The 25,335-nt window shown below is 47.2% G+C and carries 20 protein-coding genes; 5 read left to right on the top strand and 15 right to left on the bottom strand.

The annotated features are described in order from the left end of the window. Nucleotides 1–56: 56 nt before the first annotated feature. The 6 genes from PPA03S_RS20090 to argH all read right to left on the bottom strand — a co-directional run bounded on the left by PPA03S_RS20090 (nt 57) and on the right by argH (nt 6,535). Nucleotides 57–614, bottom strand: coding sequence for a GNAT family N-acetyltransferase (locus PPA03S_RS20090; protein WP_062325592.1), 558 nt, complete (start codon nt 612–614; stop codon nt 57–59). 182 nt (nt 615–796) lie between these two features. After that, a complete protein-coding gene (locus tag PPA03S_RS20085) occupies nt 797–1,657 on the bottom strand; it encodes a carbohydrate ABC transporter permease (RefSeq protein ID WP_062325590.1) in 861 nt (286 codons plus the stop codon). Nucleotides 1,658–1,682: 25 nt separating this feature from the next. Then, nucleotides 1,683–2,627, bottom strand: coding sequence for a carbohydrate ABC transporter permease (locus PPA03S_RS20080; RefSeq protein ID WP_082704235.1), 945 nt, complete (start codon nt 2,625–2,627; stop codon nt 1,683–1,685). A gap of 27 nt (nt 2,628–2,654) precedes the next feature. After that, nucleotides 2,655–4,004 carry a sugar ABC transporter substrate-binding protein gene (locus tag PPA03S_RS20075; protein ID WP_062325588.1) on the bottom strand — a complete coding sequence of 450 codons (1,350 nt, stop codon included), beginning with the start codon at nt 4,002–4,004 and terminating at the stop codon, nt 2,655–2,657. Between the two features lie 60 nt (nt 4,005–4,064). Beyond that, nucleotides 4,065–5,009, bottom strand: coding sequence for an amidohydrolase family protein (locus PPA03S_RS20070; RefSeq protein ID WP_062325586.1), 945 nt, complete (start codon nt 5,007–5,009; stop codon nt 4,065–4,067). A gap of 17 nt (nt 5,010–5,026) precedes the next feature. After that, entirely contained in the window at nt 5,027–6,535 is a 1,509-nt protein-coding gene (gene argH / locus PPA03S_RS20065; protein WP_062325584.1) for an argininosuccinate lyase, read from the bottom strand. Between the two features lie 231 nt (nt 6,536–6,766). Between argH and solA the strand changes: the two genes are divergently transcribed. Then, nucleotides 6,767–7,933, top strand: coding sequence for an N-methyl-L-tryptophan oxidase (gene solA / locus PPA03S_RS20060; RefSeq protein WP_062325582.1), 1,167 nt, complete (start codon nt 6,767–6,769; stop codon nt 7,931–7,933). Nucleotides 7,934–8,152: 219 nt separating this feature from the next. Here solA and PPA03S_RS20055 read toward each other — a convergent pair whose 3' ends face one another. The 7 genes from PPA03S_RS20055 to PPA03S_RS34280 all read right to left on the bottom strand — a co-directional run bounded on the left by PPA03S_RS20055 (nt 8,153) and on the right by PPA03S_RS34280 (nt 17,551). Further along, a complete protein-coding gene (locus PPA03S_RS20055; RefSeq protein WP_062325580.1) occupies nt 8,153–11,149 on the bottom strand; it encodes a beta-galactosidase in 2,997 nt (998 codons plus the stop codon). 119 nt (nt 11,150–11,268) lie between these two features. Then, nucleotides 11,269–12,843: a glycoside hydrolase family 30 protein gene (locus PPA03S_RS20050; protein ID WP_245683677.1), complete on the bottom strand. Its 1,575-nt coding sequence runs from the start codon at nt 12,841–12,843 to the stop codon at nt 11,269–11,271. Between the two features lie 81 nt (nt 12,844–12,924). Beyond that, the gene (locus PPA03S_RS20045; protein WP_062325578.1) at nt 12,925–13,770 is read right to left on the bottom strand and encodes a carbohydrate ABC transporter permease; all 846 of its coding nucleotides are present in this window, start codon (nt 13,768–13,770) and stop codon (nt 12,925–12,927) included. Further along, a complete protein-coding gene (locus PPA03S_RS20040) occupies nt 13,763–14,650 on the bottom strand; it encodes a carbohydrate ABC transporter permease (RefSeq protein ID WP_062325576.1) in 888 nt (295 codons plus the stop codon). Before PPA03S_RS20040 ends, PPA03S_RS20045 begins: the two co-directional genes overlap by 8 nt. A gap of 257 nt (nt 14,651–14,907) precedes the next feature. Further along, a complete protein-coding gene (locus PPA03S_RS20035; RefSeq protein ID WP_062325574.1) occupies nt 14,908–16,179 on the bottom strand; it encodes an ABC transporter substrate-binding protein in 1,272 nt (423 codons plus the stop codon). Between the two features lie 181 nt (nt 16,180–16,360). Next, entirely contained in the window at nt 16,361–17,389 is a 1,029-nt protein-coding gene (locus PPA03S_RS20030) for a LacI family DNA-binding transcriptional regulator (protein WP_062325572.1), read from the bottom strand. 36 nt (nt 17,390–17,425) lie between these two features. Then, complete coding sequence (locus PPA03S_RS34280) at nt 17,426–17,551, bottom strand: hypothetical protein (protein WP_281189073.1); 126 nt, start codon at nt 17,549–17,551, stop codon at nt 17,426–17,428. Between the two features lie 96 nt (nt 17,552–17,647). On the opposite strand from PPA03S_RS34280, the gene PPA03S_RS20025 reads away from it, so the two are divergent. Then, nucleotides 17,648–18,010, top strand: a complete 363-nt coding sequence (locus tag PPA03S_RS20025; protein ID WP_062325570.1) for an iron-sulfur cluster biosynthesis family protein — start codon at nt 17,648–17,650, stop codon at nt 18,008–18,010. 168 nt (nt 18,011–18,178) lie between these two features. On the opposite strand, the gene PPA03S_RS20020 is transcribed toward PPA03S_RS20025, so the two are convergent. Then, entirely contained in the window at nt 18,179–20,209 is a 2,031-nt protein-coding gene (locus PPA03S_RS20020; protein WP_217998955.1) for a methyl-accepting chemotaxis protein, read from the bottom strand. Between the two features lie 328 nt (nt 20,210–20,537). On the opposite strand from PPA03S_RS20020, the gene PPA03S_RS20015 reads away from it, so the two are divergent. Continuing rightward, nucleotides 20,538–21,329: a hypothetical protein gene (locus PPA03S_RS20015; RefSeq protein WP_062325566.1), complete on the top strand. Its 792-nt coding sequence runs from the start codon at nt 20,538–20,540 to the stop codon at nt 21,327–21,329. Nucleotides 21,330–21,404: 75 nt separating this feature from the next. Beyond that, nucleotides 21,405–22,469: a hypothetical protein gene (locus PPA03S_RS34005; RefSeq protein WP_062325564.1), complete on the top strand. Its 1,065-nt coding sequence runs from the start codon at nt 21,405–21,407 to the stop codon at nt 22,467–22,469. A gap of 295 nt (nt 22,470–22,764) precedes the next feature. Here PPA03S_RS34005 and PPA03S_RS20005 read toward each other — a convergent pair whose 3' ends face one another. Further along, on the bottom strand, nt 22,765–23,928 hold the full coding sequence (locus PPA03S_RS20005) for an iron-containing alcohol dehydrogenase (RefSeq protein ID WP_062325562.1): 1,164 nt from the start codon (nt 23,926–23,928) through the stop codon (nt 22,765–22,767). Nucleotides 23,929–24,129: 201 nt separating this feature from the next. On the opposite strand from PPA03S_RS20005, the gene PPA03S_RS20000 reads away from it, so the two are divergent. Then, entirely contained in the window at nt 24,130–25,086 is a 957-nt protein-coding gene (locus PPA03S_RS20000) for a phosphotransferase (RefSeq protein WP_062325560.1), read from the top strand. The last annotated feature ends 249 nt before the right edge of the window (nt 25,087–25,335 follow it).

Genomic DNA, 25,335 nt, shown 5'->3' with positions numbered 1-25,335 from the left:
GTTCAGCCGTGGGAAACCACGGCTTTTTCCATAGCTATAATACTTAATCGTACAACTTATAACTCACTTCTTAATTTGGAGAATACCGCGAGGTCAATGTATCTGCCCTTCTCAAACTCATGCTGCCGCAGTAACCCTTCCTGTTGAAAACCAAGCTTGTGCAGCAATCGGATTGAAGCCTGGTTTTGGGGTTCCACTTTCGCTTCGATCTTGTTCAGTTGCAGGTCCATGAATCCAAAATTCAGAACAGCACGCGCCACTTCGGACATGACACCTTTGCCCCAAAAGGCAGGGTGCAGATCGTATCCGATCTCAGCCCGGTTATGTACTTCTTCCCTACTAAGAAACCCACAGGTGCCAATGACTTTTCTCGCTTCGCCATCTTCAATCATCCAGCGTAAACCGGTCTGCTCCCTGAAAATCTTCGCATACCAGCTCATCTCATCCATTGCATCTTTCACCGATTCAAAAGGGGTAAACGGCATAAATTCAACAACCGCTTCATTCGAATATAGCTCATAAAGATCATGTGCATCCTTCTCCTCTGCTGCTCGCAGAGTATAACGTTCGGTCTTTATTAGCGGGAATTGCTTAAAAGTAAATGGATTGCTCATGCTTTGTCTCCTTTGTCAGCTCCACAAATATCAGGATACAATCCACCCAACAACGCTGCTGCTCGCATACTAGATTGTACCCTGTGTATATTCTACTACGCTTAACAACATATAAGAAAGCCGGCATCCCTGAAGGAGTTACCGGCTTTGTTTTTTTATAAAACATGTCCGATGCTTTAATGCTATTTGAGACCTGTTGTAGCAATGCCACGAATGATCTGCTTCTGGAAGCACAGAAAGAGGACGATCAATGGCAGAACTGAAAGTGTTGCTCCAGTCATAATCTGCACCCAGTTGCTGCTGTCCTTGGCCTCGCTGGAGAAGAAAGCCATCCCGACCGGAATCGTAAACATCTCCTCACTCTGCGTAATAATGAGCGGCCAGATGAATGAATTCCAACTGCCCAGGAATGTCAGAATGCAGAGAGTGGCAAACGCTGGCCTTACCAGCGGAACAACGATCCGAAGGAAAATGCCCCATTCTCCCATACCATCAATTCGTGCCGCGTCCAGTAATTCCGAAGGAAGGGATTCCATGAATTGCTTCATTAGAAAAATGCCAAACCCGGATATTAAACCTGGAAACAGAATACCCCAGTACGTATCCATACCGTTGAAACTACTGGATACCAGATACCATGGAATAATCAGCATTTCAGTCGGCACCATTAATGTACTCAGAATGAGTACAAAGATTGCCTGTTTCCCCCAGAACGTAAATTTGGCCAGAATGTATCCCGTAATGGAATCAAATACGCAGACGCTCACGGTGGCAATGACGGATACATATAAGCTGTTCAACATCCAGCGGGGAAATGGGGTTCCCTGAAAAATGGCCGCATAATTATCCCATGTGACTCTGGAAGGGATGAGGCTCAGAGAGTAGATTTCATCCAGCGTCTTGAACGACGTCGAAATCATCCATAGAAATGGAAACACCATCAACCCAAGTCCGAGCGTAAGTAAACCATAACTGATCAGTGACCCGGAACGTTTCCAGCGGAGTGTCGTTCGGGTATCGGCCCATGCGGCAGATCTGCTCATGCTTGAAAAGCACCGTCCTTTCCTTTTACTCCTGTCGAAAACGACCGCCCAGCACTTTAAGCTGAACCAGTGTCAGCATGAATATGATCGCAAACAGAATGACGGTTGCCGCCGAGGCCAGACCCATATCAAAACTCTTGAAAGCCAAATTGTATATATGTAGCACGACGGATATGGTGGAGTCCAGCGGCCCGCCGCCAGTCATATTCAGTACCTGCGTAAAGGATTGCAGGAACCCAATGCTTGCCATGACGACGGAGAGGAGCATGACCGGGTTTAACAGAGGGATCGTAATATGCACAAAGCGCTGCCAGCCCGTGGCTCCGTCTATGGCTGCCGCCTCATAATACAATTTGGGGATGTTTTGCAGACCCGCCAGGAAAATGAGCATCTGAAATCCGATATTCTGCCATACCATCACCGCAATAATCCAGAAGATGGCCTGTGTGGGCGAATACAGGAAAGATTGCGGCCCAAGGCCCAACTCTATAAATAGAGCATTTACAATCCCGTTCTTCATCAGCAGCCACCGGAATATCCAGCTTACCGCCACTACACTGGTTACATACGGGATAAAGTAGGCCGTCCTGAACAATCCGCGCAGCTTCACCACTTGCTGGAGAAGAAGAGCCACGATTAATCCGGCAATCAACTGTGCAGGTACACCAACAACGACGTAGATTCCTGTGTTCACCAGCGACTTGAGAAATAGAGAGTCACTTAGCAACGTCGCATAATTATCAAAGCCCACAAAGGGTTTATCCGGTGACAGCATGCCCCATTCGCGAAAGCTTACGTTAAAGGAATACAAAATCGGCAAGATGCGGATGACTACAAAATAGATCAGCGGAATCAACAAACCGCCATAAATGAATAACCGCTGTTTATGTCTGTAATTGAGTCTTCCAATTCCCGATCCGAACCATAAACGCCGTTTCGGCCGCGAAGGGATCACCCCGGTAGTCCTCATAGCTGCGCAGCCTCCTTGAATGAGAGCTTATTTTTTCTTATCCTGTTTCGCCCAGTAGTCGTCATAGAGCTTCTGGGTTTTGGCCACCAGATCATTGAATGCCTGTTCTTCCGGCACATGATTAAGCAGCACCTCATCCACAGCGTTCACAAACAATGTACGCTCCTGCGTTTCATCAATGAAAAAGTGGGCGTTGGCATCGTTCAGTTGGGAGATAAAAGGGCCAAGCAGCGGGTCATTCACATACTTATCCTGAAGAGCTACTTCTTTCTGTGCGGGAAGTTCACCGACCTTCTCCACCCATTGTTCCTGAACGCCCTTGCTGATCAAAAACTGTAGGAATGTGGTCGCTGCTTCCAACTTCTCTCCGGTAACATTGGCTGGAATCGCATTGGCCCAGAATGAAGCCTGTGTGGATTTTCCTTTATAACCCGGCAGCGGTGCGACAGCAAAGTTCAAATCGGGGGCGTCTTTTTGGATAGATCCCAATCGATATGAACCATCCACGTTAATGGCGGCATGGCCCGTTTTGAACGCATTGGCATCATCGGTGTAAAAGCCGTTAATGCCCACCTTATGCACGGTTGCAAAATCAACCAGATACTTGAATGCTTCAAGCCCTGCGGGGGTATCATTCCACAGGATTTTCCGACGATCCTCGCTCGTATCTTTGCCTCCCGCTTGATATAACAATCCGTCTCGGAACCAGTGATGAAGCTGGGAACCCGGTTCCCACGCGAAACCCTCTGTCACCAACTGGCCGTTTTTGTCCGTTTCCGTTAATGCCTTGGCATCCGAGACAAGCTCTTCCCAAGTCGTAGGCGGTTTGTCGGGATCAAGTCCAGCCTTGGTGAACAGGTCCTTGTTATAGAATAACCCCAGCGTTCTCACGCCTGTAGGCAAAGCATAATAGCTTCCATTTAATTTGGCTGTATCCACAAAAGGGAAAAACGCCTCGGCGATGCCCGGAAAGCTGCTTTCAGGCAGCGGCTGTAAATAACCGGATTGCACATATTTGGGCAGCCAGCCGTAATACAGATTGATGACATCCGGTCCTTTTCCGGCGGGAACAAGAGTAGCAACCTTTTGATTGTATTGGTCGTACGGAAAATTGGTTTGTTTGACTTTGATGTTGGGATGTTCAGTCTCGAATTCCTGGATTAAAGTATTGATCAGTTCAACCTTGGCTGGAAATTCGTACTGCCAATACTCAATCGTGATGGGCTCCGTCTGGTCACCCGAAGTGGTAACACCTGCCGAACCAGACTCTTCGGATGGCTTGGTTGAGCAAGCTGTAATGCTCAATAAAAGTAAACCTGCAACCAATAATTGCAGGGTCTTGCTTGGTCTGAATGAAAAGTAACCGGATTCCGTCAAGTGAAGCCACTCTCCCCTCTTTTGCAACAAAAGTGTTATAACGTTCTCTATTGCCTTGACTTACGCGTTGATGGAACCGACGGCTTTGCCAACAGGCAGCTTCAGCAAACGTCTCGCGTTATTTCCGAAGATGAGTTCGATGTCCGCTTCAGGGAAGCGAAGTTCACGACATACCCGGACCTGATCCTGCAAATAACGATAGGGATAACCACGCGGAAATCCACTCGCATCCGTTCCAAAGATAATTCGCTCCGGACCCAGCAGCTCGTATGTTTTGCGGAATAGCGTCTCCAGGTTCAGCTCATAGGGCATCCAGCGTACCCACTGATTGGAACCCGATGTGTCAATGTAGACGTTAGGGCAGCTCCAGCTTAGATGCAGAAGCTCCTGGAAATACCCTGCGCCAAAATGAGGGATGATGAACGGAATATCCGGATAGGCCCGGGCCGTGTTAAAGATGGCAAGCGGATTGATGTTGGGATGATGAACGATGCCTCCGGCATGACCAAGCATGCCAAAATGAATCAGGACAGGCAGGCGCCGCTCTGCAAGAAACGTCCACACCGGATCAAGCGAAGGAGCGTCAAAGGGAATCTGGGTGAGAGGGCCAAACAACTTATATCCCCGCAATCCGAGCTCATCAACCGCCCGACGCAGCTCGGTGGATGCATCTTCATTTTCAATGGGATGATAGGCGAAACCGGTAAAGCGATCCGGGTATAAGGATATTTGTTCAGCCAGGTTGCCATTGTCCAGGGCCGTCAGGAAGTTAAGTCCGGCAATATTATATTTGTCCAATTCATCTACCCACCGTTCGATTAACGGCCGCGCTGCTTCCTCTCCCTGCTCCTCCACCGCCGGGAAATCCCAGGTTAGTCGCATTCGCTCACTGCGTTCCTTGCCATATCGCGTCACCAGTTCATGGTTTTTATATGAGGAAAACAAAAGTTTATAGGGCAGATGGGCATGGATATCAAAAACTCGAAAGTCGGGATTGGCGAACATTGATTTTGCTCCTTCCGTTAAGTTCTGTTAAGCCAGCCGTTTAGAATTAGATCCAGATTCGCATCTACGGAACGGAGTTTATTGGCGGTGTCGAGACTCCATTGTTCCTGTGCGTTAAGACGTAGTGCTTGGGCCTCCACTGCTCTTGCCACTTCCTCCGGATTGGGGCCACCACGCACATGTCGAATGTGTACAAAATGCTCGGGGCATATCGCTTCCTCTAATTGCTCAACGGTTAAAGCAAGCGGCTTGGCAGCAATTTCCTGCACCGCTGTATTCACAACATCCCAGTTCAATCCCGAAATGGAAGTACCGGATTCCGTCAGCTGTGCTACAATGCGGCTCACGATGGAATGAGCTTGCCGAAACGACAATCCTTCGGTGCGGACCAGCGTATCTGCAAGTTCGGTAACCATGGCAAAACTACGTTCTGCCCGCTCCCGCAGCAATGACACATTGACCTTAAGGGTATCCATCACTTCGGACAGCAAGCGATATACGGATTCAAGCGTATTCAGACTTCTCCATACATAGGGCTGCATATCATCTTCGGTATCTACAATGTCGCCAAAGGGGGTGTTATGCATCGTATTAAGAACAGCTGCTGCATCCCCTTTGGCACTTGAAAGGAGTGAACGGGCGTGTTCAATGGAAACCGGATTCCGTTTTTGCGGCATAATTGAACTAATCTGAACGTAAGGGGCAGCTACAATTAATGCACCATATTCCTGCGTGCACCATAACAGCAGATCCTGAACGAAACGCCCCAGATTGATAGCTGCAAGCTGGGTTACAGAGGCGGCTTCACCTGCATAATCCGCACCGCTGACGGCATCATAGGCATTCTCAATCATGCCATCAAAGCCAAGCAGTTCTGCGGTCCGGTCTCGGCAGACTGGAAAACCAGAAGTGGTGAGAGCAGCCGCACCAAGACTGCTGCGATTGCAGCCTGTATAGGCGGATTTCAACCGATTAAGATCCCGTTCAAGGGAATCGCCAACGGCACAGATGTAGTGGGCAAGTGTTGTCGGCTGGGCTTGTTGGGTGTGCGTGTGAGCAATCATGAGGGTATCGATATGACGTAATGCAAATTCTCTTAGACTTCGGTGCAGTGACAGCCCTGAGGAAATGGCTGTGTTCAACTTCTCCCTCAGTACGATACGATAAATGGCGATCCCCATATCGTTTCTGCTCCTGGCTAAATGCAGATTTCCAACGGATGGTCCCCCAAGCTTCTCTAGTTCAACTTCGACTTGGTAGAACAAATCTTCAACGTGGGAGGAATATTCGCTCGTTCGAAGCCCATCCACATCCAGACTCTGTATCGCCGAAGCGATGTGGAACGCCTCTTGCTCGGGAATGATCTGTTGTTCACGGAGCATAATCAGATGTGCTTTGTTTACGGCCATCATGGGGTTCAGCAGATGCTGTGTGGCCTGGTTATAGGCGGGTTCAAGTACAATTTCGGCATAGGTTTGACTGGGAAAACCAGACGCTTGTGTTGGATTCGTTGACGTTGACTTCACCTTCCTTGTTCTTCATTTGAAAATACAGAGAACTGAAATACCGACTAATCAGGTCGGAATGTTTAGTTCAAAACTCTACCACTCTTTTGGTATACATACAACTTTATCCTTAATCAAAATTTTCTATTGTCGTATCGGCTTTCTCTATAACCCGTTCTATTGACTGCCGTAGATTTGAAGACTAGATTATCCTGTATAAGATTGGTCTCTGAAAAATAAGCGGAAGGAGGGATGGTTATATCACATTCCTATGATGTCATTATCGTTGGAGCCGGATCGATGGGTATGAGTGCAGGTTATTATCTTTCGCGCAGTGGATTAAAAACATTGCTGATTGATGCCTTTGATCCTCCGCATACGGAGGGCAGCCATCACGGAGAACCCCGGCTTATCCGCCACGTGTATAGCGGGGGACCTGATTATATAGCGATGGCCCTTCTGGCGCAGGAACTGTGGGAAGAACTGGAGGATACTACCGGGGCCAAATTGCTTGTACCATCGGGCGTTTTGAATATAGTTGACCCGGACATCCATTCTTTTCACAATCGTTTAACCCACGCTGACGCTGCGGGAATTCGATATGAAACCTTGCGCGCAGCCGAGATGATGAAACGCTGGCCAGGCATTAAAGTCCCCGAACATTACGAGGGAATGTATGAGCCTGATGCCGGATATTTGTTCAGTGAACGGTGCGTGCTCACCTTCCGTCAGGCAGCCGAAGCATTAGGTGCTACCTTGTTGACGCATACACGTGTTGAACATATTGAGTGCAGCGCAGATTCTGTTGGAGTCATCACATCTGCTGGCGAGATGTATTATGCGAACCAGGTTATTCTCAGTGCCGGAGCATGGTTTCAGACGCTGAAACCGTTCGTGGATCTTCCCATTCGAGCTGTACGCAAAACCGTTGGATGGTTCGACGCACCGAATGCATTATTCGCCGAGGATCACTTTCCCGGTTTCACGCTGGCTGGAAAAGAAGGCGGATATTATGGATTTCCGATCATTGGCGGGTCGGGTCTGAAGATTGGACGTCACGATACGGGACAGGAGTGGGTACCAGGCGGTACACTGGCTCCATTTGGCTCTAATGAAACGGATGAGGGTGATCTGCGAAGATTGCTTGAACTTCGGATGCCACTGGCAGCCGGAAAGCTGAAGCGTGGTGCGGTATGCAAATACGAGTTCACACCGGATGAAGATTTTATTATCGACCGTCATCCTGCCCATGACCATGTATGGCTGGCAGGCGGATTCTCCGGTCATGGCTTCAAATTTGCAAGTGCAGTGGGCAAAATATTGTCTGACTTGGTGCAAACAGGGTATACGGATCAGGATCTCGGACGATTTGCCCTTCCCGATTTGGGAGCCATATATCGGGGTAAACTCCTTTCTTGAACCGTGCCGTGTGGTATAGCGAGCGCGCACCATGTTTCAAGAAAGGAGTACCATTAACCGAGTTTAGTCCAAATAAACACGCCGAACAGCCATTTCTAATTCACTTTGACCAGACCCCATTGCTGATTGGCTCCACCATTGTCTGCCCATTGAATGGTCGAGACACCAGCGGTTGTGGAGCTCTGGTTGATATGTTGTACTGTTACCATTAAAAATGATCTATTTGACCACAACCCATGGATACTGGGACAAGTTATCATACAAGAACCGTACCCGTTCTGGCGTTCGGCCTTCCTCATCAAATAACAGCAATTCATTCTCCTCCTGCAGCCAGGATACCGGAATTTTGTAATCCTCTTGCGGACCGATCTGCCAGTAACGTCCCAGATGGTGCCCGTTCAGATGAAGTGTTCCCTTGCTCATCCCGGTAAGGCGAAGCATCAGGTGCACTCGGAAGTGTTCGGGCACAGCTGACTTGGAGAAGCGCCAGCGGTACCAGACGGGTCGACCGTACGAGCCATTCCCCACAGAGATGGCATTCCAATTGCCACTATAGTCCGCGTCCTCCAGATAAGAATGGAGATGACCTGAATTGTTCGGTTTCGGTGGCTCATATAATCCCCATTGTTGTGGAAGCAAGACATCCGTACCTGCCATGCGCCAATCCCTCAGCTCATCTTCACTCCGGTAAAGAAGCAGTTCCAGCCGATTCAGCGGCGTTCTGCTGTAAGGCATATCCAGCGTATTGATCTCTCCTGGTCGCAAGTAAGGGGAAAGATCCAACGTGTTGAACGAAAACCAGTCCTGATATCCTTCCATTGGTACTTCCATGCCATTAATACGGAATCCTTGGCTCACAGCGCCAACGAGAATCGCACGGTCCATGCCATCCAGCGTAAAGACTCTGCTTAGAAGCGGGGCATCCTGAAAATGATTCACTTCATCAAGGTGAACGATCCCATGCTTCGAATGCCAATCCCGGCGTATGTCCTGAACGGAACCGCCAATATATACAGGCCCTGTCAGACCTTTGCTTTCACCCAAATATGGAGAAAAGTTCAGTCTGCCCATATGCTGTATCAGCACCTGAAGTGTATTCTTTCCTTTCGTCGCCTGCACCTGAACACCCGCTGCACCCACTTGACGAACCAGTGCCTGCTCCACCCGGTTAACATATATTCTCGCCGTATCCTGAAGATTCGGCAGAAGGAGGGTGGTCAATCCATCGACTGAACGGTCGAACTCGCACTCGTATAACAGATACCCGAAATCCTGTCCGTACTGAGAAAAGTGCTCGGGTTGCCCACCCGAAGAATGCTGATCCGCTGTCAATGTCACACGAGACAACTCAGGGGAATCAGGCAGCCTCGGTGGCATTGGCGGCGTTGTGAACGGAGCATGCTGAATTGCAGCAGATGACTCCTGAACATGTTCATCCTGCATGCCGCTCTTCGCGTCGTCTCCTTCTCCGTATACGAACTCACGTCCAGTCAACGTCCGTTCACCTTCAGTCCAACTGCCGAGAAGCACAATCGTCCGATTCGGATCAGAGATCATACCCGTGACCTGCCCGGAAAGGGAGACATCTACATCATCAAATCCGATTGCATAACGCAGCTGATCCTGCTCGCCCCCTCCATCGATTCTCCACGTACGATCCATCGTATCCTTGTCCAGAACCACGAACCGGATGGGGACACCACTCGCTTCCAGATGAATGATGCCAGGCTCACGGAAATGTACCAGATCGAAGCGATAGGCTCTGTTTAACAGATCATGTTCAACCAGTACTTGCATGCTGCTGCCCTGTACATTCAAGGCGTTTGTCTCGAGTTCCACAACTGAACGCTGTCCTGCCTCCGCAACGATGAACAGGGTCAATTCTCCGTTCACCACTTCATTGCCCGTAATCATCGTGCCGCCTGTCAGGTATACATTTTCAGCAATCTCCACCCGATCCAGTATCGGAATAATCTGCCCTGGGTCAAGGGCTACGGGAAGTGTCCGGCCTGCCTCCAGCGTGACATGGAACGTCTCACGCTCCTCCTTGTGACTCTCCAGGAACCATATCTTCTCGCTGCCTTTAGACCTGCCTCGCATAGAAACGCCTTGCGGATGACGTACCTTGATCTGCTCTGCCGGTACTTCCTCCGTCTCCATCAGCAATGCGCCAAACGCATGCACAAAATAGGATAACGTCTTGGCTGCAGCATACTTGGCCGTTACCCGCCCGTACTCATTCAGCGGCGCATCATAGTCGTAGGAGGTAATCATGAAAATATCGCTGCTGCCCACGGTTCTGCCACCATATCCGCCAAAGTTGGTTCCGCCGTAGAACATGTAATGACTGATTCCGGTATACCCGGTGCGAAGAATCTCCATCATGCGTTTCTCAAACAATGGTGCCGTCTTCTGAATGGCAGAAGGCCCACCCCAATTCTCAAACCATCCCGTCCAAAACTCCGTAACGATCCTGGGTGTATCCGGCTGTTTCTCCCGAAGCTTCGCATAATGCCCGTCAGCCCCTGACCAGAAGTTGGCCCCTTCAATCGTGCCCTCCGCGCCACCTACACAGGTGATCAGCGGAACGTCGATCCCGCGCTGAAGCAGGCTGTCCCGAAGATGGTTCATATGGGCACTTGCTGCTGCATCATCCATCAGATATCCGTATTCGTTCTCGACCTGTACGAGAATAACCGTGCCTCCGGCAGATAGCTGGCGCTCACGAATGATTGGAATGATCCGGTCAAAATACAGATCTACATAATGCAGATAGGCTTCATTATTTTGTCGGAACTTGATTCCCTGCTTCGTTTCCAGCCAATACGGAAATCCGCCAAAATCCCATTCGGCGCATATGAATGGTCCCGGTCTTGTAATTACATACATGCCCAACTCTGCACACAGGTCCAGAAAAGCTCCGCAATCATGGTCTCCTTCAAACGACCATTGTCCTTCCTCCGGCTCATGCACGTTCCAGGCAAAATAGGTATCAATGCAATTCATGCCAGCCAGCTTCGCCTTCATTAATACCTCCCGCCATTCCTCCCTCGGCATGCGGAAATAGTGAATGGTGGCACTGTTCAGAAATACTCGTTCTCCATTCATGATGAAGCTGCGCTGATCGTAAGTCAGTTCAGATCGAACACTAGGGTCAGTTCTGGTATTTGTATTCTTCTCCTGCTCCTGAAGCAAAAGGGATGGTTTCTCTGTCAAAGATAAGCCCTCCTTCTCTGTGTTTGGATTCATATGTCCTGTAATTCATTTACTTTATAAGTTCAACTGCATATTTACACTGGCACTCCGATGACAGAAAATGATATATTGCTTAACCCTCAGTTAACTTGCAACGTTACGCCTTCCAATACAACGGTGGTAATGGAATTGTCCGCAGTCAATACTTCCAGTCCATTGGCATACACCGGAACATCTTCAAGCTGCTCCATATTGCGATCCGGTGACGTCTGATATACCTGTGCTGTAGAAGTTCCGCTGTAGTCAAATGCTCCCAGTTCAAAGGCTGTGGTTCCGGCAGATAACTCATTGCGGATTACCAATACCAGTCTCTTCTGCTCTGCATCATAGGCAGCCAGTGTTCGCCCATCATCTGTTGGAATTATCGTTGCGCCTGGACGGATGAATTTGGTAAATTGAGCCATGCCATAATACTGTTTCGTCATCTCGTACTGTTCTTCTCCATTAAAACTGGCATGAATGAAGCCCCAGTTGTTGTTGGCGCCTTCATCTTCAACGGCCTGCCAATAGACCCAGGCGGATGGCTGCATGATTTTCAGATCGAACATGATACGCTCTGCCAGTTCCTGCACGGAAGTCATGTCTTCATGACTGTGCGGCTCGCTGCCACCCGTTCCGTACTCGGACATCCACAGCTTCTTGCCGTGCCGTTCAGCCAGTGTACGCAGTTCCTCCATTTTGCTTCCATTATAGGAATGGGTATTGATCTGGGCGATCACATCGAGCGTATCCTGATCATAGAGACTGAAATTGTGCACCGTCTCGTCAATGCTGTTATCGTCCGCAGCACTGATCACCGTTCCGTCCAGTCCTTTACTCTTCAGCGATGCAGCCACTTTCTTGATAATCTCGGCTTGTTTGTCGTTGGTAAAATGACTGCCTTCCTGCATGTTGCCTTTCTTCCACCAATCCGAGGAAGGTTCATTGAGGGGGTCAAGCGTGCGGAACGTAATACCCCACTCATCGCGATAATGCTTCACGACTTCGGTCAGATAATCGGCAAACGCATCATACTGATCCTCCCGCAGATTGTTGCTGCCATCCACAGCCCCCGTAACCGAACCGCTGATCGTCATCCAGTAAGGTGGTGAATTGGAGAATGCTTCAGCAATGTTGACCCCACGTTCCAGAGAACCTTGCAATACAGCACGTTGACCTGCATCTGCCTCCCAGTCCCATACGCCGGGTTCTGGCTGAAATCCGGGAATATCTCCTCCGGGCCGAAGAGCCTTCATGTCAGGATTCTCCTCACCACCAATATTGTACCGGACAATATTCAGACCTAACCCTTTCTGTGCATCAAACACCAAATCCATCACTTCACTGACTTTGGCTTGATCCTTCCAGCCCCCCAGATCGTTGGCCCACCATGCGAGAGATGTACCCCAGCCTTCAAAATGATCATAGGACTGCTCCAGCTTCAGACGTACCGGCTCACCTTGGAATGCAAGTGTTTTGGATGATTCATTGGCAAAATGATTGATGATAATTCCCCCTCCTGCGAGCAGCACGACCAGGGCCACACCCATCAGGATGTAGCTCCGACTGCGCTGACTGCGTTGCTTGTGATAATCATTCCTGTCATTCTGAATCAGATTCTTATGTTCATGCTTGGTATTGTTGTCATTGTTGAAGGGTCCCTTGGTGTCATTCATGGTTCGTGCAGCCCTTTATCCATGTGCAATGTAGACGGTTCTTGGTTTTCATGATCGACTTCAACACTGCGCACACCTCCGTTACTTGATTCCGCTGCTGCCACCACTGATATTCGCTTCATAGACATAACGCTGTCCGAACAGGTACACCAGCACCATCGGAATGGTCAGGAACAGGGAAGCAATCATAACCAGGTTCCATGGCGGCATCTGTCCGCCACCTACCGTAGTCAGAAGCTGAACACCGAGCGCCAGTGGCATTTTCTCCGGATCATTAATGTAAATGAGCGGCCCCATGAAGTTCCCCCAGTTATACGAAAATGAGAAAATGGCAATGGCGGCAAGTATCGGATACGTGAGCGGCATAATGATCTTCCAGTAGATTCCCGGATGTCCCATGCCGTCGATCATTGCAGCTTCATCAAGCGACTTCGGAATGCTCATGACGAACTGCCGTATGAGAAATACGTTGAATGCTCCGGCGAAAAAACTGGGCACGATCAGTGGATAGAATGTATTGATCCAATCCAGATGACGGAAGATGATGAACTGCGGCACCATGGTCACCTCCCCCGGAATCATCATCGTACTGAGCAGCACAATGAACAGGAACCGACTGCCTCTCGCTTTGATCCGAGCGAAGCCGTAAGATACGACCGAAGCTGACAATACCGATCCGATAATGGTAATCACGGTAATAATGACTGAGTTTTTCAGATAAGTACCCAGATTATTATTCGTGAAGATCGTGTAGAAGTTCGACCATTGGAATTCCATCGGTACGAAGGTAAAGGCAGATTTTACGGTTGTAGCGTCACTCGCCAGTGCGATGGAGATCATGTACAGGAAAGGGGAAGCAAGCAGTACCCCGACCAGAATCAGAAAAATGTAAGATATGATCTTCTCCACAGTGGATGGATTACTCATTGGCTTTTCCCTCCTCGTAATGCACCCATAGCGCCGACGAACGGAACACAACCAGGGTTAGCGCCATGATGATGATGAACAGCACCCAGGCAATAGCCGATGCATAGCCCATTTTGTAGAACTGGAATGCATTCTGGAACAGGTAAGGAACGACCATCTGACTGGCATTGTCCGGTCCACCTGCTGTAACGATGAATACCTGTGCGAACGTCTGGAGCGCCCCGATCATCCCGGTCACAAGATTGAAGAAGATGACGGGAGTCAACATCGGAAATGTAATGTGAAAGAAAGACTGCGAACTCTTCGCCCCATCAATGGCAGCGGCCTCGTACAGCTCCTGAGGAATACCTTTCATACCCGCCAGCAGCAGTACCACGCCGCCCCCGACACCCCATAGCGACATAAGGATCAGGGCAGGTTTAACCCAGTTGGGATCGAGCAACCAGGCAGGGCCTTGAATCCCAAAGATAGCAAGCCCTTGGTTGATTAATCCTTCCGTTGGCGCAAGCAGATGGATGAAGAGCAATGAGCTTGCCACCACTGGCACGACGGATGGCAGATAGAACAGGATGCGGAAGAAGGTGATCCCCTTGATCTTCTTGTTCAGGTAATAGGCAATCCATAGTGAGATGGACATCCCAAGTGGAATCGATATCAGCGCATAGAAGAAGGTATTGCCTACCGACTTCCAGAAGATCGGATCATCGGTCAGCAGATTTTTGTAATTGTCCACACCGATGAATTCAGGGGACTGGAACAGATCCCAATTGGTGAAGCTCATGTAGATGGAAAACAGGATCGGCCCCAGAGTAAGCCCAAGGAATCCGATCAGCCAAGGCGAGATGAAAATATAAAACCATTTCCCGTCCTTTTTCTTCACGTTAAGCCCTCCCATGACAAAGCGAGCAGACGGAACCCGGATTCATGCCGAATTCCGTCTGCTCCCTGTCGATGCTATTTGTGCATGTTCAAAAAGATCGGTTTTCAGTACCGAGAAGATGGGGTGAAGCTAGAAATGGAGTAGCGGAGCGTAGGATGACTACGTGAGCAACGGACATTTCGGCTGAATCCCATATTCGATGCTGATGATGCCACCAGGCATCCTTCGTAATCAAAAGCGGACTTTTTGAACAACCTCTATTTGTAGATTCTTTCCAGTCCACTCTGAATCTCGTTCACTGTATCATCCAATGAAGCTTTATTGTTAAAGTAGACACCCAGCTTGTCATTAATCAGCTTCATCATTTCATTCCATTGCGGATTGAAAGGCTCTGCGTAGATGGTGGACTCGCTGAAAGCGGCCATGTTGATTTTCTTGCCGCCATACTCTGCGTTCAGGAACTCATCGCTGGACAGGCCCGCCTTCGTTGCAGGGGCATCCTGACCGGCTTTAACCATCGGCATCTGTGCTTCTGGTGTAGTTAAAGCTTCAATCACCTTGAAGGCCTCTTCTTTATGCTTGGACGCGTTCGTAATCGTGAAGCCATTGAAGAACGCGTTGGTCTCACCCCATATCGGAGAAATGTCCCAATTGATGCCTTCCACCTTGGCAAGTGAACCGATATTCCAGAATCCTGTCGTTTCCATGGCAATCTTGCCTTGGGCAAACAATGGGTCAGCACCGATATTTCCCATGTCGGCAATCTCGGTTGGTGTTGGTCCTACGCCATGCGTGAAGGTCAGATCATTCATGAATTGCAGCGCTTTACGTACAGGTTCGGTATTAAAGGTAGGTTTGCCACTCTCATCGAACAGTGAACCACCGTTTTGATAGATCAACTGCATCCATTGCGGCCACCAGCTGCCTGGGTAGTACCCCCATTGGACCGTTTTTCCATTCTCCTTCACCGTCAGCTTTTGAGCAGCGGCGAGCAGATCTTCCTGGGTCCATTCCTTGGTCGGATATTCAACTCCAGCCTTATCGAACAGATCCTTGTTATAAAAGAGGACCATTGCACCTGCGCGGTCCGGCATACCAAACTGCTTGCCGTCAAACTTCATCAGGTTTGCAATATCATCGGAGTAGCGCTCGGACATGTTCACATTATTGGCCTTGATCATGTCATCCAGCGGAATAATCTGATTTTTGGAGGCGTACGCCTGATAGTTCTCGGCAATCATCATGATGTCCGGTGCAGTTCCCCCGGCGATCATTGTCTGAACCTTTTGATCATAGTCCCCAGCAACGACGTTCAATTTCACGTTAATATCGGGATAGGTTTGTTTCACAATGTCGAGCCGTTCCTGATAAATCTTTTTCTCGTCCTCGGAACCCCAGATCGTCATACTCAGATCAACTTTGCCGCCAGACCCGCCAGCGGAACTGCCCTTGTCCCCGCTGCTGCAGGCTGTCAGACCCATAATCATGACCACCATCAATAACGAAATGACCTTCAAGCTTCTTCTCATACGGTACGCCCCCTAAATATAATGAATGGAAGAACTTTACTGAAACCCATTTCATGAAATGGGTTTCATAAACCTTAAAATTAAAACCCGTTCCACTTTATGAAAGGGGTTTCATTCACGCACTCATTATATTTCACCTTTCTAGGGAATGTCAACGCTTTCTTTTCCAGAAAACGGACCGTTATCGCGACGCAAGTCCGGTACTTTGACGGATAATCAGCTCCGGTTGAAGGATCGTCTGCTTCCTTGGTGTGCCCTGATTAATCAGTTCATGCAGCACGTCCACAGCCAATTTGCCCAGCTGATACGTATTCTGGGAGACCGTCGTCAGTTCGGGTATTACCGCACTGGCAAGTGGTGTGTCATCAAAGCCGACGATGGAAATATCCTTCGGAATCGACAAGCCATGTTCAATAGTCGCCTTGATTGCGCCAATGGCCGTGTAATCATTGACGCAGATGACTCCCGTGGGCGGATTGTCCCGATCCAGCAGCTTTGCCATTTCACGTTTGCCGTCCTCAATGGAAAAACTACCGAGCATCTGGCGTTCTTTCGGAATTTCGAGTCCATGTTCTCGCAGCTTTTTCTGGACAGCCTTGACCTTGACCATCGTGGTGGACAACTCTTTCAAACCACCCACAAAGGCAATATCCCGATGCCCCAATTCAAGCAAATGTTCCGCTGCAAGAGCTGCCCCTGCGCCTTCATCCGTATACACCCGATGGAATCCGCCTTTGGCAATATTGCCATTGACCAGCACGATCGGCATACGCTTGCCCATATCGATCAATTCCTGAGCCATGTCATCCGGACAGACCTGCATGTTGATTCGTCCACCGAGAAAAATAATGCCGTCCACACGCTTCTCACGCAAAATGGACAAATATTCAGACTCCCGGCTGTAATCCCCTGCGGTGTTGCATAAAAAGAACGTATACCCCAATCCGCGTGCCTCATTCTCCGCACCCCAGAATACTTCCGGGAAGAAGGGATTCGTAATGTCTGGCAGGATGATGGCAATGGTGCCCGTCTCTTTCTTGATCAGACTGCGCGCCTGCGCGTTGGGCTGAAACTGGTGTTTTTCAATAATGGACATGATCCTCTCCCTCGTGCTTGCACGCACGGGTGCCGTATCATTCAGTACCCGGGAGACCGTGGATACGGATACGTTCGCTTCTTTGGCGATGTCATATATGGTGATCGGTGTCATAGCGGAACCTTCCTTTTTCTCTATTTTTCCTGCTTATCATACCAGATAAGGAATACCGATGAAATGGGTTTCACTCCGTGGATCTACCAAGGCGTCTCCTCCGATGGCATTCAGGTCCTTCAATCGTTCGTCTGGATGATCCATTAACGTTATATTTTTCATCACATTCACCTCCTGTTCCTTCTATTTCACATCATTGTTCCATATATTAGATTGTAAGCGAATTCATAAGGTGATTAGAGGAGTGTGAACGACGTTATGAACATTCAGGTCAGTCCGCTGGCAGAATCAAGACTTAACGCGATGCTGGGAGATCGGCCGGGCTATTTCAAGCTGTTTTATGACACCGATGGATGCGGATGTGATGGTACTGCTGTGCTTCTGATCGTTAACGAGCCGGACAGTGATGACATTCGGATTGAATCCGATTCGCTTCCTTTCCTTATCAACAAACAGCAGCAGATTTATTTTGAGCCTAGTCTTCGCCTGCAATCAGAGAACAGTTTCCCATCCTACCGACTGAGCAGTGATTCCATGATATATGGAAGCAATGTCAAGGCCCATGATCTTCGGGATACCGCAGACACTTCGCCGCAGCCGCTCAGTTGGTTCGTACGATAAAAGCCGGCCAATGTGTACTTACGAAAAACCTCCCACCCTTTAACTTAACGGGCTGGGAGGTTTGTTTGTTTTTGTATGGGCTGCTCCAGGTGTACGACTGGAAAGTTTTCCCTTGGACCATTCACAGCATACCGGAACGTGTCAAATGACTACATGATCTTATCTTATTTACTTTGTTTTGAACCGGGAGGATGCTTCAGCAAGCTGTTTGGTCAATCCATCGATGGTCTGTACCATCTCTGACAGATGCTCGGTCATACCTGACTGTTCCTCCATCGTCGCGGTCACTTCCTCCACGGATGCGGACACTTCTTCACCCGAAGCAGACAAGTTCTGCGCAGCTCCGATAACGTCATCTTTATCGCGTTCAATGGATTCAATCTCGGAGGCAATGGCCTGCACCTGATCCATCATCTCATTCATATTTTGGGTGACAAAATTGAACGTTTCCTTGGTCTGGCCAACACTGCTCTTATGCTGTTCAGCAATCGCCTCAATGGCTTGTACACTCCGGTTATTCTGCTCGACATGATCAATCGTCTGCATCACAATCCGGTTGATATCCTCCGATTGGGCTGTGGTCTGCTCCGCCAGTTTGCGGATCTCCGATGCAACGACGGCGAAGCCACGTCCATGCTCGCCCGCCCTTGCCGCTTCAATGGAGGCATTGAGAGCAAGCAGCTTCGTCTGATTCGCAATCTCAGTTATCGTACCCGTGATCTGGTGAATACCGGAGGAACTTTCAGCGAGCTGCACTGTAATCTTGGAAATATTGTTCACTTCGGCCTCGTTCTGTCCGTTTACCGCAATCAGCGCATCAATGACCTCATGGTTGCTCTTGAATGCATCCGTGATCTCATCAGCCTTGAGCTTTACCGACTGGGACATCTCATTAACGTTCGCAATTTTATTGCCCACGTTCATGAATTTATCTACGATCGATTCCGTATCATTGGCCTGAGACTCCATGGCTCGTGAAATCTCAAACGCTGTCGTCGTTGTTTCGGCGATGGAGGTCGAGGTCTGCTGGGTGGATTGATCCAGTTCGGTTGTACTTGTTTTCAATACGCCGATGGAATGGTTCATACTGGAGATCAGCTGTTGATTGCCCGCCGCCATCGTGTTAAAGCTGTCCACCAGTTGTTTGAATTCTCCGCTATATTTGCCCTCAGCCTGCACCGTCAGATCCCCGTCTGCAAGTTGTCTGAACAATGCAGTCAGTCTTGTAATGGGCTTGGTAACCAGTAGTGAGATCAGTATTCCTGCAATGACAGACACTGCAATCGCGCTGAAGAGGACAATATACATCTGTTTCGCCATTGCCCGTAACGGCTTCTGCACATCACTCAGTTTATCTTCCACAATGATGGTCCAATCTGATCTTGGAATTTTGGAATAAAAGACGACTTTGTCCTTTGTGCTCACATCTCCTTGTTGCAACTGCCCGTTAGACGGTAGATCAATCAGTGACTGATATTCACCAGACTCAATCTTCTCCCCCGCCATCTTCTCATCCGCCGAATTGAACATCACCGTACCTACACGGTCCAGGATAATGACTTTCCCTTCTTCATTAATCTCGATGTTCTGCAGTTGGTTAACAAAGAACGAGGTTGAAGCGGTAGATACGAGTACGCCCTCCACTTGCTTGTTCTCATCGTAGATCGGCATCGCAAAAGCTGTACCCAGCGTACCCAGTGATTTGGAGATAACCCCTTCACTAATTACATTCTGGCCTTGAACAGCCTGTTGAAAATATGCGCGATCTGCACGTTCACCCCCGAGGGCTTCAGGATCGTTCGCTGCAACGACGATGCCTTTCCGGTCCAGCAATATGATATTGCTGTTACCTTCCATCCCCGCCAGGCTGTCTGCCAATACCCCATTGGCTTTATCCACGAGTTCACTATTTTCCGAGAAAAAGACATCATCATTTTGTCCTTCGCTATTTCGAATCTCCAGCAAATCCAGGAATGTGCGATGTGTTGTAATCAGAAATGTGGACTGTTCTTCCAACGTTAGTGAGGTGAACAAGCCCGCACCAATCCGGTCAGAGGTTGCTTTAATCTCATCCTTGCTTTTGTCGAGGGTAATGACTGCTGCTACACTGTAAGATACTACCGCAGTTACCGCCAATACGAGGGTTACCAGTAAACTGATCATTAGCGGCAATTTGACTCTGAACGACATGTTGATCATGCGTTCTCTCGCCTTCGCGAATACCAAATGAATCCACCTTCCATTTCATCCTTGATTATGTCCAATATTGTATGGGTTAACTTTATATCGGTAGATATCAATCAATTATTCAGCAGGAACAACGTTTGCACTGAAAATGTTTTTTTAAAACTCATATTCATCTATTTAAAATAAAACTATATGTAACTAGTATTATATTTTTATCATTTACTTAATTTGTAAAAAAGATATATGATATTCTATGTTAATACTTATTTTCCCATTATTGAGAGTTTTGAATAGCTGGCCAGCTTTCAAATATATTTATAATTGAGAGGGAGATATAAAAATGAAAAAAGTGGTTTCAGCCTTATTAGTTACAGCATCTTTATTTGTTGGTAGTGTCGCTTCTTTCGCTTATTCGGAAGATTCTGTGAGTATGATTCCTACCAGAATGCAGGCGGGAACAATATTAGAGTATGACGGATCTAATCAGATGGTTATCCTTGAAAAGGGCGAACCAGTGAACATTCCTTCGATCTATCAAGGTCAAACAACAAAGAATAGCACACACAAAGTAGATCTTGAAAAATTAAAAACTGAAGAAGAGTTCATTGAAAAAATTAAAGAAGAAGCGAAAAATTTACCTGTATATAAAGTTGAGAATCCACTTCCAGAGCCAGGGTTGAGGGTTATATATGATGGCGAAGGTTACATAAAGGAGTTTGTTTTCCCTCAAGGAAACGACTTCGCATTAGCTGCTTACAAAGCACTACCAAGGGGAACTAGAAAAGCAGCTGGTACCTATACGTATGGAGATAACAATAATAAAATCACAATTACAACGAGCACTGTTCTTGGTGAGGGACGATTTACTAATTTTACCGATACAACTGGTGAAAACAGTAACACTCTGAAAAAGGGTGATGCAGCAACCAGAGGAGATATAGATAATCCTAAATATGAGCAGGTTTTGGATGCACGAAATTTGGATAATAATGTTTTTGCAAATGTTACTAAGAGAGATAATGGAGCACTTCCAGACGCGACATTAGATATTTGGAAAACTGGTGTAGAACTTTTCGATTTAAAATGGTCTTCTTCCCTTTCATTTAAAGGAAGATACTTCTATACATTCTAATTTATAAGATATTTTATAAAGGGGCGATATTTTCGCCTCTTTATCGTATCTTCTTGATGAAAAGGATGATGAATCATGAAAAAAAAATCTTCAATCACAAAATTCATATCAGTCATAATTACTCTACTTCTCTTCGTTGCGGGATGTAGTTCAGAAAAACAACCAGTTGAAGAAGTGAACCCCACCGAAGTGCAAACCATTGGTACACAGACCCATGAATATCTTTCAATTACAAACACGGAGTATGTTAATGGAACAGATACCAACGATGGAATGATCATGAGAGTATACACGTATGACATACAAAATAAGGCTCTAACTAAAATGGCTGATTTGCCCTATAACTCTCAATACCCCTTAACAGTGGCTTCCTTAGCAGAAGACACCATCTACTATTCAGGAGCTGGAAAAGATAAGGGGGACGAGTTGTTTTCATATGATATAAAAACACAGAATATCCAGCAATTAAGCTCCGATTTATTTGCAATCAATTCGATTATTCCGGATACCGTTGATCATACATTGGTTATGGCTGCTGTTAAGAAGGGAGAACGGCCCGTCAAAGTCATTTTCTTTGATAAAGAAACTCAAGAAATGACCATATTGAATGACGATGATTCGGACACAACAACATGGGATATTTCTTATGATCCAGAAACGAGCAAATCCTATGCCATCCAATATTCTGAAGAAGAGCAATATAATCATATGGAAGAGTCCAATAAGACGCAAACGCCGATGGTTCCTCCAAACCATACAATCATTGAGATAGATCCGATCTCCAAACAGACTCGTAAGGTTATTGAACTACATGAGGAGCAGATTTTAACCTTATCAACAAGGGGAGACGAAATTCTCATTGCCACGGCAAAGCATATTAACAAATATCCAATTAAATATAGTATTGTTAACATCAAAACAGGACAAAGAAAGGAAATTGATCTTCCTATTAAGGCTAGCAGTGAATTATTTCTGTCCAAAGATGGGAATGGTTTTTATTTCTTAGGAGAAAAAGGAAACGGAAATAATGAACGAGGAATTTATTATTATGATTTAAAAACGCAAGAAGTCGAAGGCATATTTCTTCAAAAAGAGGGATTCATCAATAATTTTATGCTTCTGTCCAATCCCATAAATTAATATTGATTCTCCTTTAGTACTACTTAACAAGCCAGTACTCCAGACTCAAAACGTCACCTCCCCGTTTGTGACGTTTTTCAGTTTGGGTCGAGCCCACGTTCTTCTGCTAGGCAGAATGCTGTTTATGCTCGGTCCAAGTTTGCTTTCACTTTGTAGGTGAACTTATTCAACAAGGACGTTACTGTATTTCTCAGGAACGTCCTTGTTTTTGTTTTTTGTAAGAAATTGATACCGATGTCAGGTCTTCTGGCATTGCTCTTTCGGCTTAACTAGAGTCTCATCTGTGCCCTTTGTATTACAGCGAAGCTTGATAAATTTGCACCACATCTTCACGCTGCAATTTTTTGAAAAAACCGAACGGACCAAAACGCATGGCTTTATCGGCCATCGCATCAATCTGGCTGTCGTCGATGTCATAGTCAGCCAGACGGCTAGGGGCACCAATCGAAGTCCAGAATTTGCGCAGCGCTTCAATACCTTCTTCAGCAACTTGTTTGTCTGACTTTCCTGTAGGATTAACATCAAATACGTTAACGGCCAGACGTTTGAACCGATCTACATCCACATCCAGGTTGTGCTTCATCCAGTGCGGGAACAGAATGGCAAGGCCTCCCCCATGAGGAATGTCGTACACGGCCGACACTGCATGTTCAATATTATGAGTAGCCCAATCCCCCGAAAGACCCATATTCAGCACATCGTTAAGCGCCATTGTTCCGCAATAGAGAATGGTTTCGCGCAGTTCATAGTTTTCCGGATCTTTGATCAGACGAGGCGCAGTCTCAATCACCGTTCGGAGAATCGTCTCACAGAATCCAAGCTGAACTGGTGTATTGGTATCCAAATGGAAGTAATGTTCAAACACATGAGACATCATATCCACCATGCCATATACGGTCTGATCCAGAGGTACGGTATATGTATTCACCGGATCAAGAATGGAAAACGCCGGAAAGGAATACTCGCTGAACCAGGCCCATTTCTCCTGCGTATCCTGATTGGTAATAACCGAACCGTTGTTCATCTCGGAACCCGTCGCTGCCATGGTCAGAACCGTTCCCAACGGAAGTCCGCCTTGCGGGGTTGCTTCGCGCACGACAATATCCCACATGTCTCCATCGTATTTGGCCCCTACTGCGATCGCTTTACCACAATCAAGCACACTACCACCACCAACAGCAAGAACCAAATCAATGTTATTGGTTCTGCACAGCTCTACGCCCTTATGAACTGTGGAAAGACGCGGGTTCGGTTCTACACCAGCCAATTCCGTTACCTCTGCTCCGATTTCCTCCAACTGGCCGATTACTTGATCGTACAGCCCGCTCCGTTTGATGCTACCACCACCGTATACAAGCAAAACACGTTTTCCGTATTTTGGGACTTCTGTTTTTAGTGCTTCAATTTGCCCTTTGCCAAAAATCAGCCGGGTCGGATTGTAAAATTGAAAAGATCTCATAACGTTATGTTCCTCCAAAGAAGTCTGAAATTTTGTGCATCCATCATTATAGTTCTCTTTATTCGTAAAAACAAATGGAACGTTCATTTCCCTAACAAATGGGTCCTACGATATTTTTCCATTCTCTTCGACAATCTATGCATCTTATCTATGATACTATTAACATTATTACTGAACTGACGAGCAGGAAGGAGCTATCAGATGAGTATGGAATCTATCACAGTACAAGCCTTAATAAAACAAACCATTAATCAGTATGTATCCTCGGATGCTCACATCCTAAACATTGAAAGTAACCCTATCCAATTGGGACTTCAGGCCGTGGAATTGCTTCGACATCATATTGAATTCCAAGTAAATGGAGTGAGAAAGGACATTTCTCTCATTACGAAGAAGGCCACGTTCATTGAACGCTCTGCCTTGTCCAGATTATTTTCACAAGGCGCCAATGTGCCCTTTAGTCTATCAAATGAACCTCATACTGAAGATCGCAGCTTAATCTGCATTCAGGATGTGGACTACCAAACCGATTATAGCCATCTGGATATGGATCTGCTTCAGAATAAAGAACTACGAGCGCTGGCTTACATACATGGAACGAATATGCGGTTAAAAAAAGAAATACCCTGGATACCCACTGTGGATCGGACTCATATCATCGACATGATGGAAAACCGTTGGAGACCTTCGTGGAACGCCGCCATAGAAAGCCCTGCATTCATTGAGGAATTTGGGTTACCGATCATATCGGAAATTGAAGCTGTAGCCAGTAGCATTGTAGATGATCTTGAAATTTTAATCAGGGATGAACATATGCATACGGTGATTCATAATGATCTGAATCCCGGAAACGTACTGGTACATAACAATGAGGATGTCTATTTTATCGATTGGGAGGAAGCCAGGTACGGCTCCCTATTCTTCGATGTTCCTCTGCGCTGTAACCATATGAGACAAGTAGACATCTATCGGGAGGCCCTAAGTTCTCACGGATATGATATTCCACAAGATCAATTCGAAAAGTATTTCTCCCTGGCAGCCCGATACCTCGGCATCCGCTATATGAGTTGGAACCTTGGGGTATGGGAACAACACTCCTATGCAAATGAAGACTTAAAAAAGTATATGAAGATGGTAACTCAACCTTTGTTCTCCTGATCCCCTCCTTATTTCAAGTGAAGTGTATCATCACACTCCAAGCCATAGCTATGAAAAGCTGATGATCAGGTAATGTGTGGTTTATCTCCCTTAGATAAACCTCCATTACCTCTTTTGGCATGCCGCTTTTTCAACTTAAGCGAAAGTTTATTGAAAAAAATATTGCAAATGGAACAACGTTCCGTATATAATCGGAACGAGGTTCCGTTTGCACTTATCTTTAGGATAGCAAGGCACCGCTAGTCACAA

This window comes from Paenibacillus pabuli NBRC 13638 (assembly GCF_001514495.1).
Lineage (GTDB): Bacteria > Bacillota > Bacilli > Paenibacillales > Paenibacillaceae > Paenibacillus > Paenibacillus pabuli.
The sequence above is the reverse complement of the archived record's forward strand: the minus strand, read 5'-3'. Positions and strand labels throughout refer to the sequence as shown.

What these genes read in the sequence shown, in the direction of transcription:
- PPA03S_RS20005 (WP_062325562.1), bottom strand. Translation starts at nt 23,928, where the DNA reads ATGAGATCTTTTCAATTTTACAATCCGACCCGGCTGATTTTTGGCAAA.
- PPA03S_RS20035 (WP_062325574.1), bottom strand. Translation starts at nt 16,179, where the DNA reads ATGAGAAGAAGCTTGAAGGTCATTTCGTTATTGATGGTGGTCATGATT.
- PPA03S_RS20045 (WP_062325578.1), bottom strand. Translation starts at nt 13,770, where the DNA reads ATGAGTAATCCATCCACTGTGGAGAAGATCATATCTTACATTTTTCTG.
- PPA03S_RS20015 (WP_062325566.1), top strand. Translation starts at nt 20,538, where the DNA reads ATGAAAAAAGTGGTTTCAGCCTTATTAGTTACAGCATCTTTATTTGTT.
- PPA03S_RS20090 (WP_062325592.1), bottom strand. Translation starts at nt 614, where the DNA reads ATGAGCAATCCATTTACTTTTAAGCAATTCCCGCTAATAAAGACCGAA.
- PPA03S_RS20085 (WP_062325590.1), bottom strand. Translation starts at nt 1,657, where the DNA reads ATGAGCAGATCTGCCGCATGGGCCGATACCCGAACGACACTCCGCTGG.
- PPA03S_RS20070 (WP_062325586.1), bottom strand. Translation starts at nt 5,009, where the DNA reads ATGTTCGCCAATCCCGACTTTCGAGTTTTTGATATCCATGCCCATCTG.
- PPA03S_RS20030 (WP_062325572.1), bottom strand. Translation starts at nt 17,389, where the DNA reads ATGACACCGATCACCATATATGACATCGCCAAAGAAGCGAACGTATCC.
- PPA03S_RS34005 (WP_062325564.1), top strand. Translation starts at nt 21,405, where the DNA reads ATGAAAAAAAAATCTTCAATCACAAAATTCATATCAGTCATAATTACT.
- PPA03S_RS34280 (WP_281189073.1), bottom strand. Translation starts at nt 17,551, where the DNA reads ATGAAAAATATAACGTTAATGGATCATCCAGACGAACGATTGAAGGAC.
- PPA03S_RS20050 (WP_245683677.1), bottom strand. Translation starts at nt 12,843, where the DNA reads ATGAATGACACCAAGGGACCCTTCAACAATGACAACAATACCAAGCAT.
- PPA03S_RS20020 (WP_217998955.1), bottom strand. Translation starts at nt 20,209, where the DNA reads ATGATCAACATGTCGTTCAGAGTCAAATTGCCGCTAATGATCAGTTTA.
- solA (WP_062325582.1), top strand. Translation starts at nt 6,767, where the DNA reads ATGGTTATATCACATTCCTATGATGTCATTATCGTTGGAGCCGGATCG.
- PPA03S_RS20025 (WP_062325570.1), top strand. Translation starts at nt 17,648, where the DNA reads ATGAACATTCAGGTCAGTCCGCTGGCAGAATCAAGACTTAACGCGATG.
- PPA03S_RS20000 (WP_062325560.1), top strand. Translation starts at nt 24,130, where the DNA reads ATGAGTATGGAATCTATCACAGTACAAGCCTTAATAAAACAAACCATT.
- PPA03S_RS20080 (WP_082704235.1), bottom strand. Translation starts at nt 2,627, where the DNA reads ATGAGGACTACCGGGGTGATCCCTTCGCGGCCGAAACGGCGTTTATGG.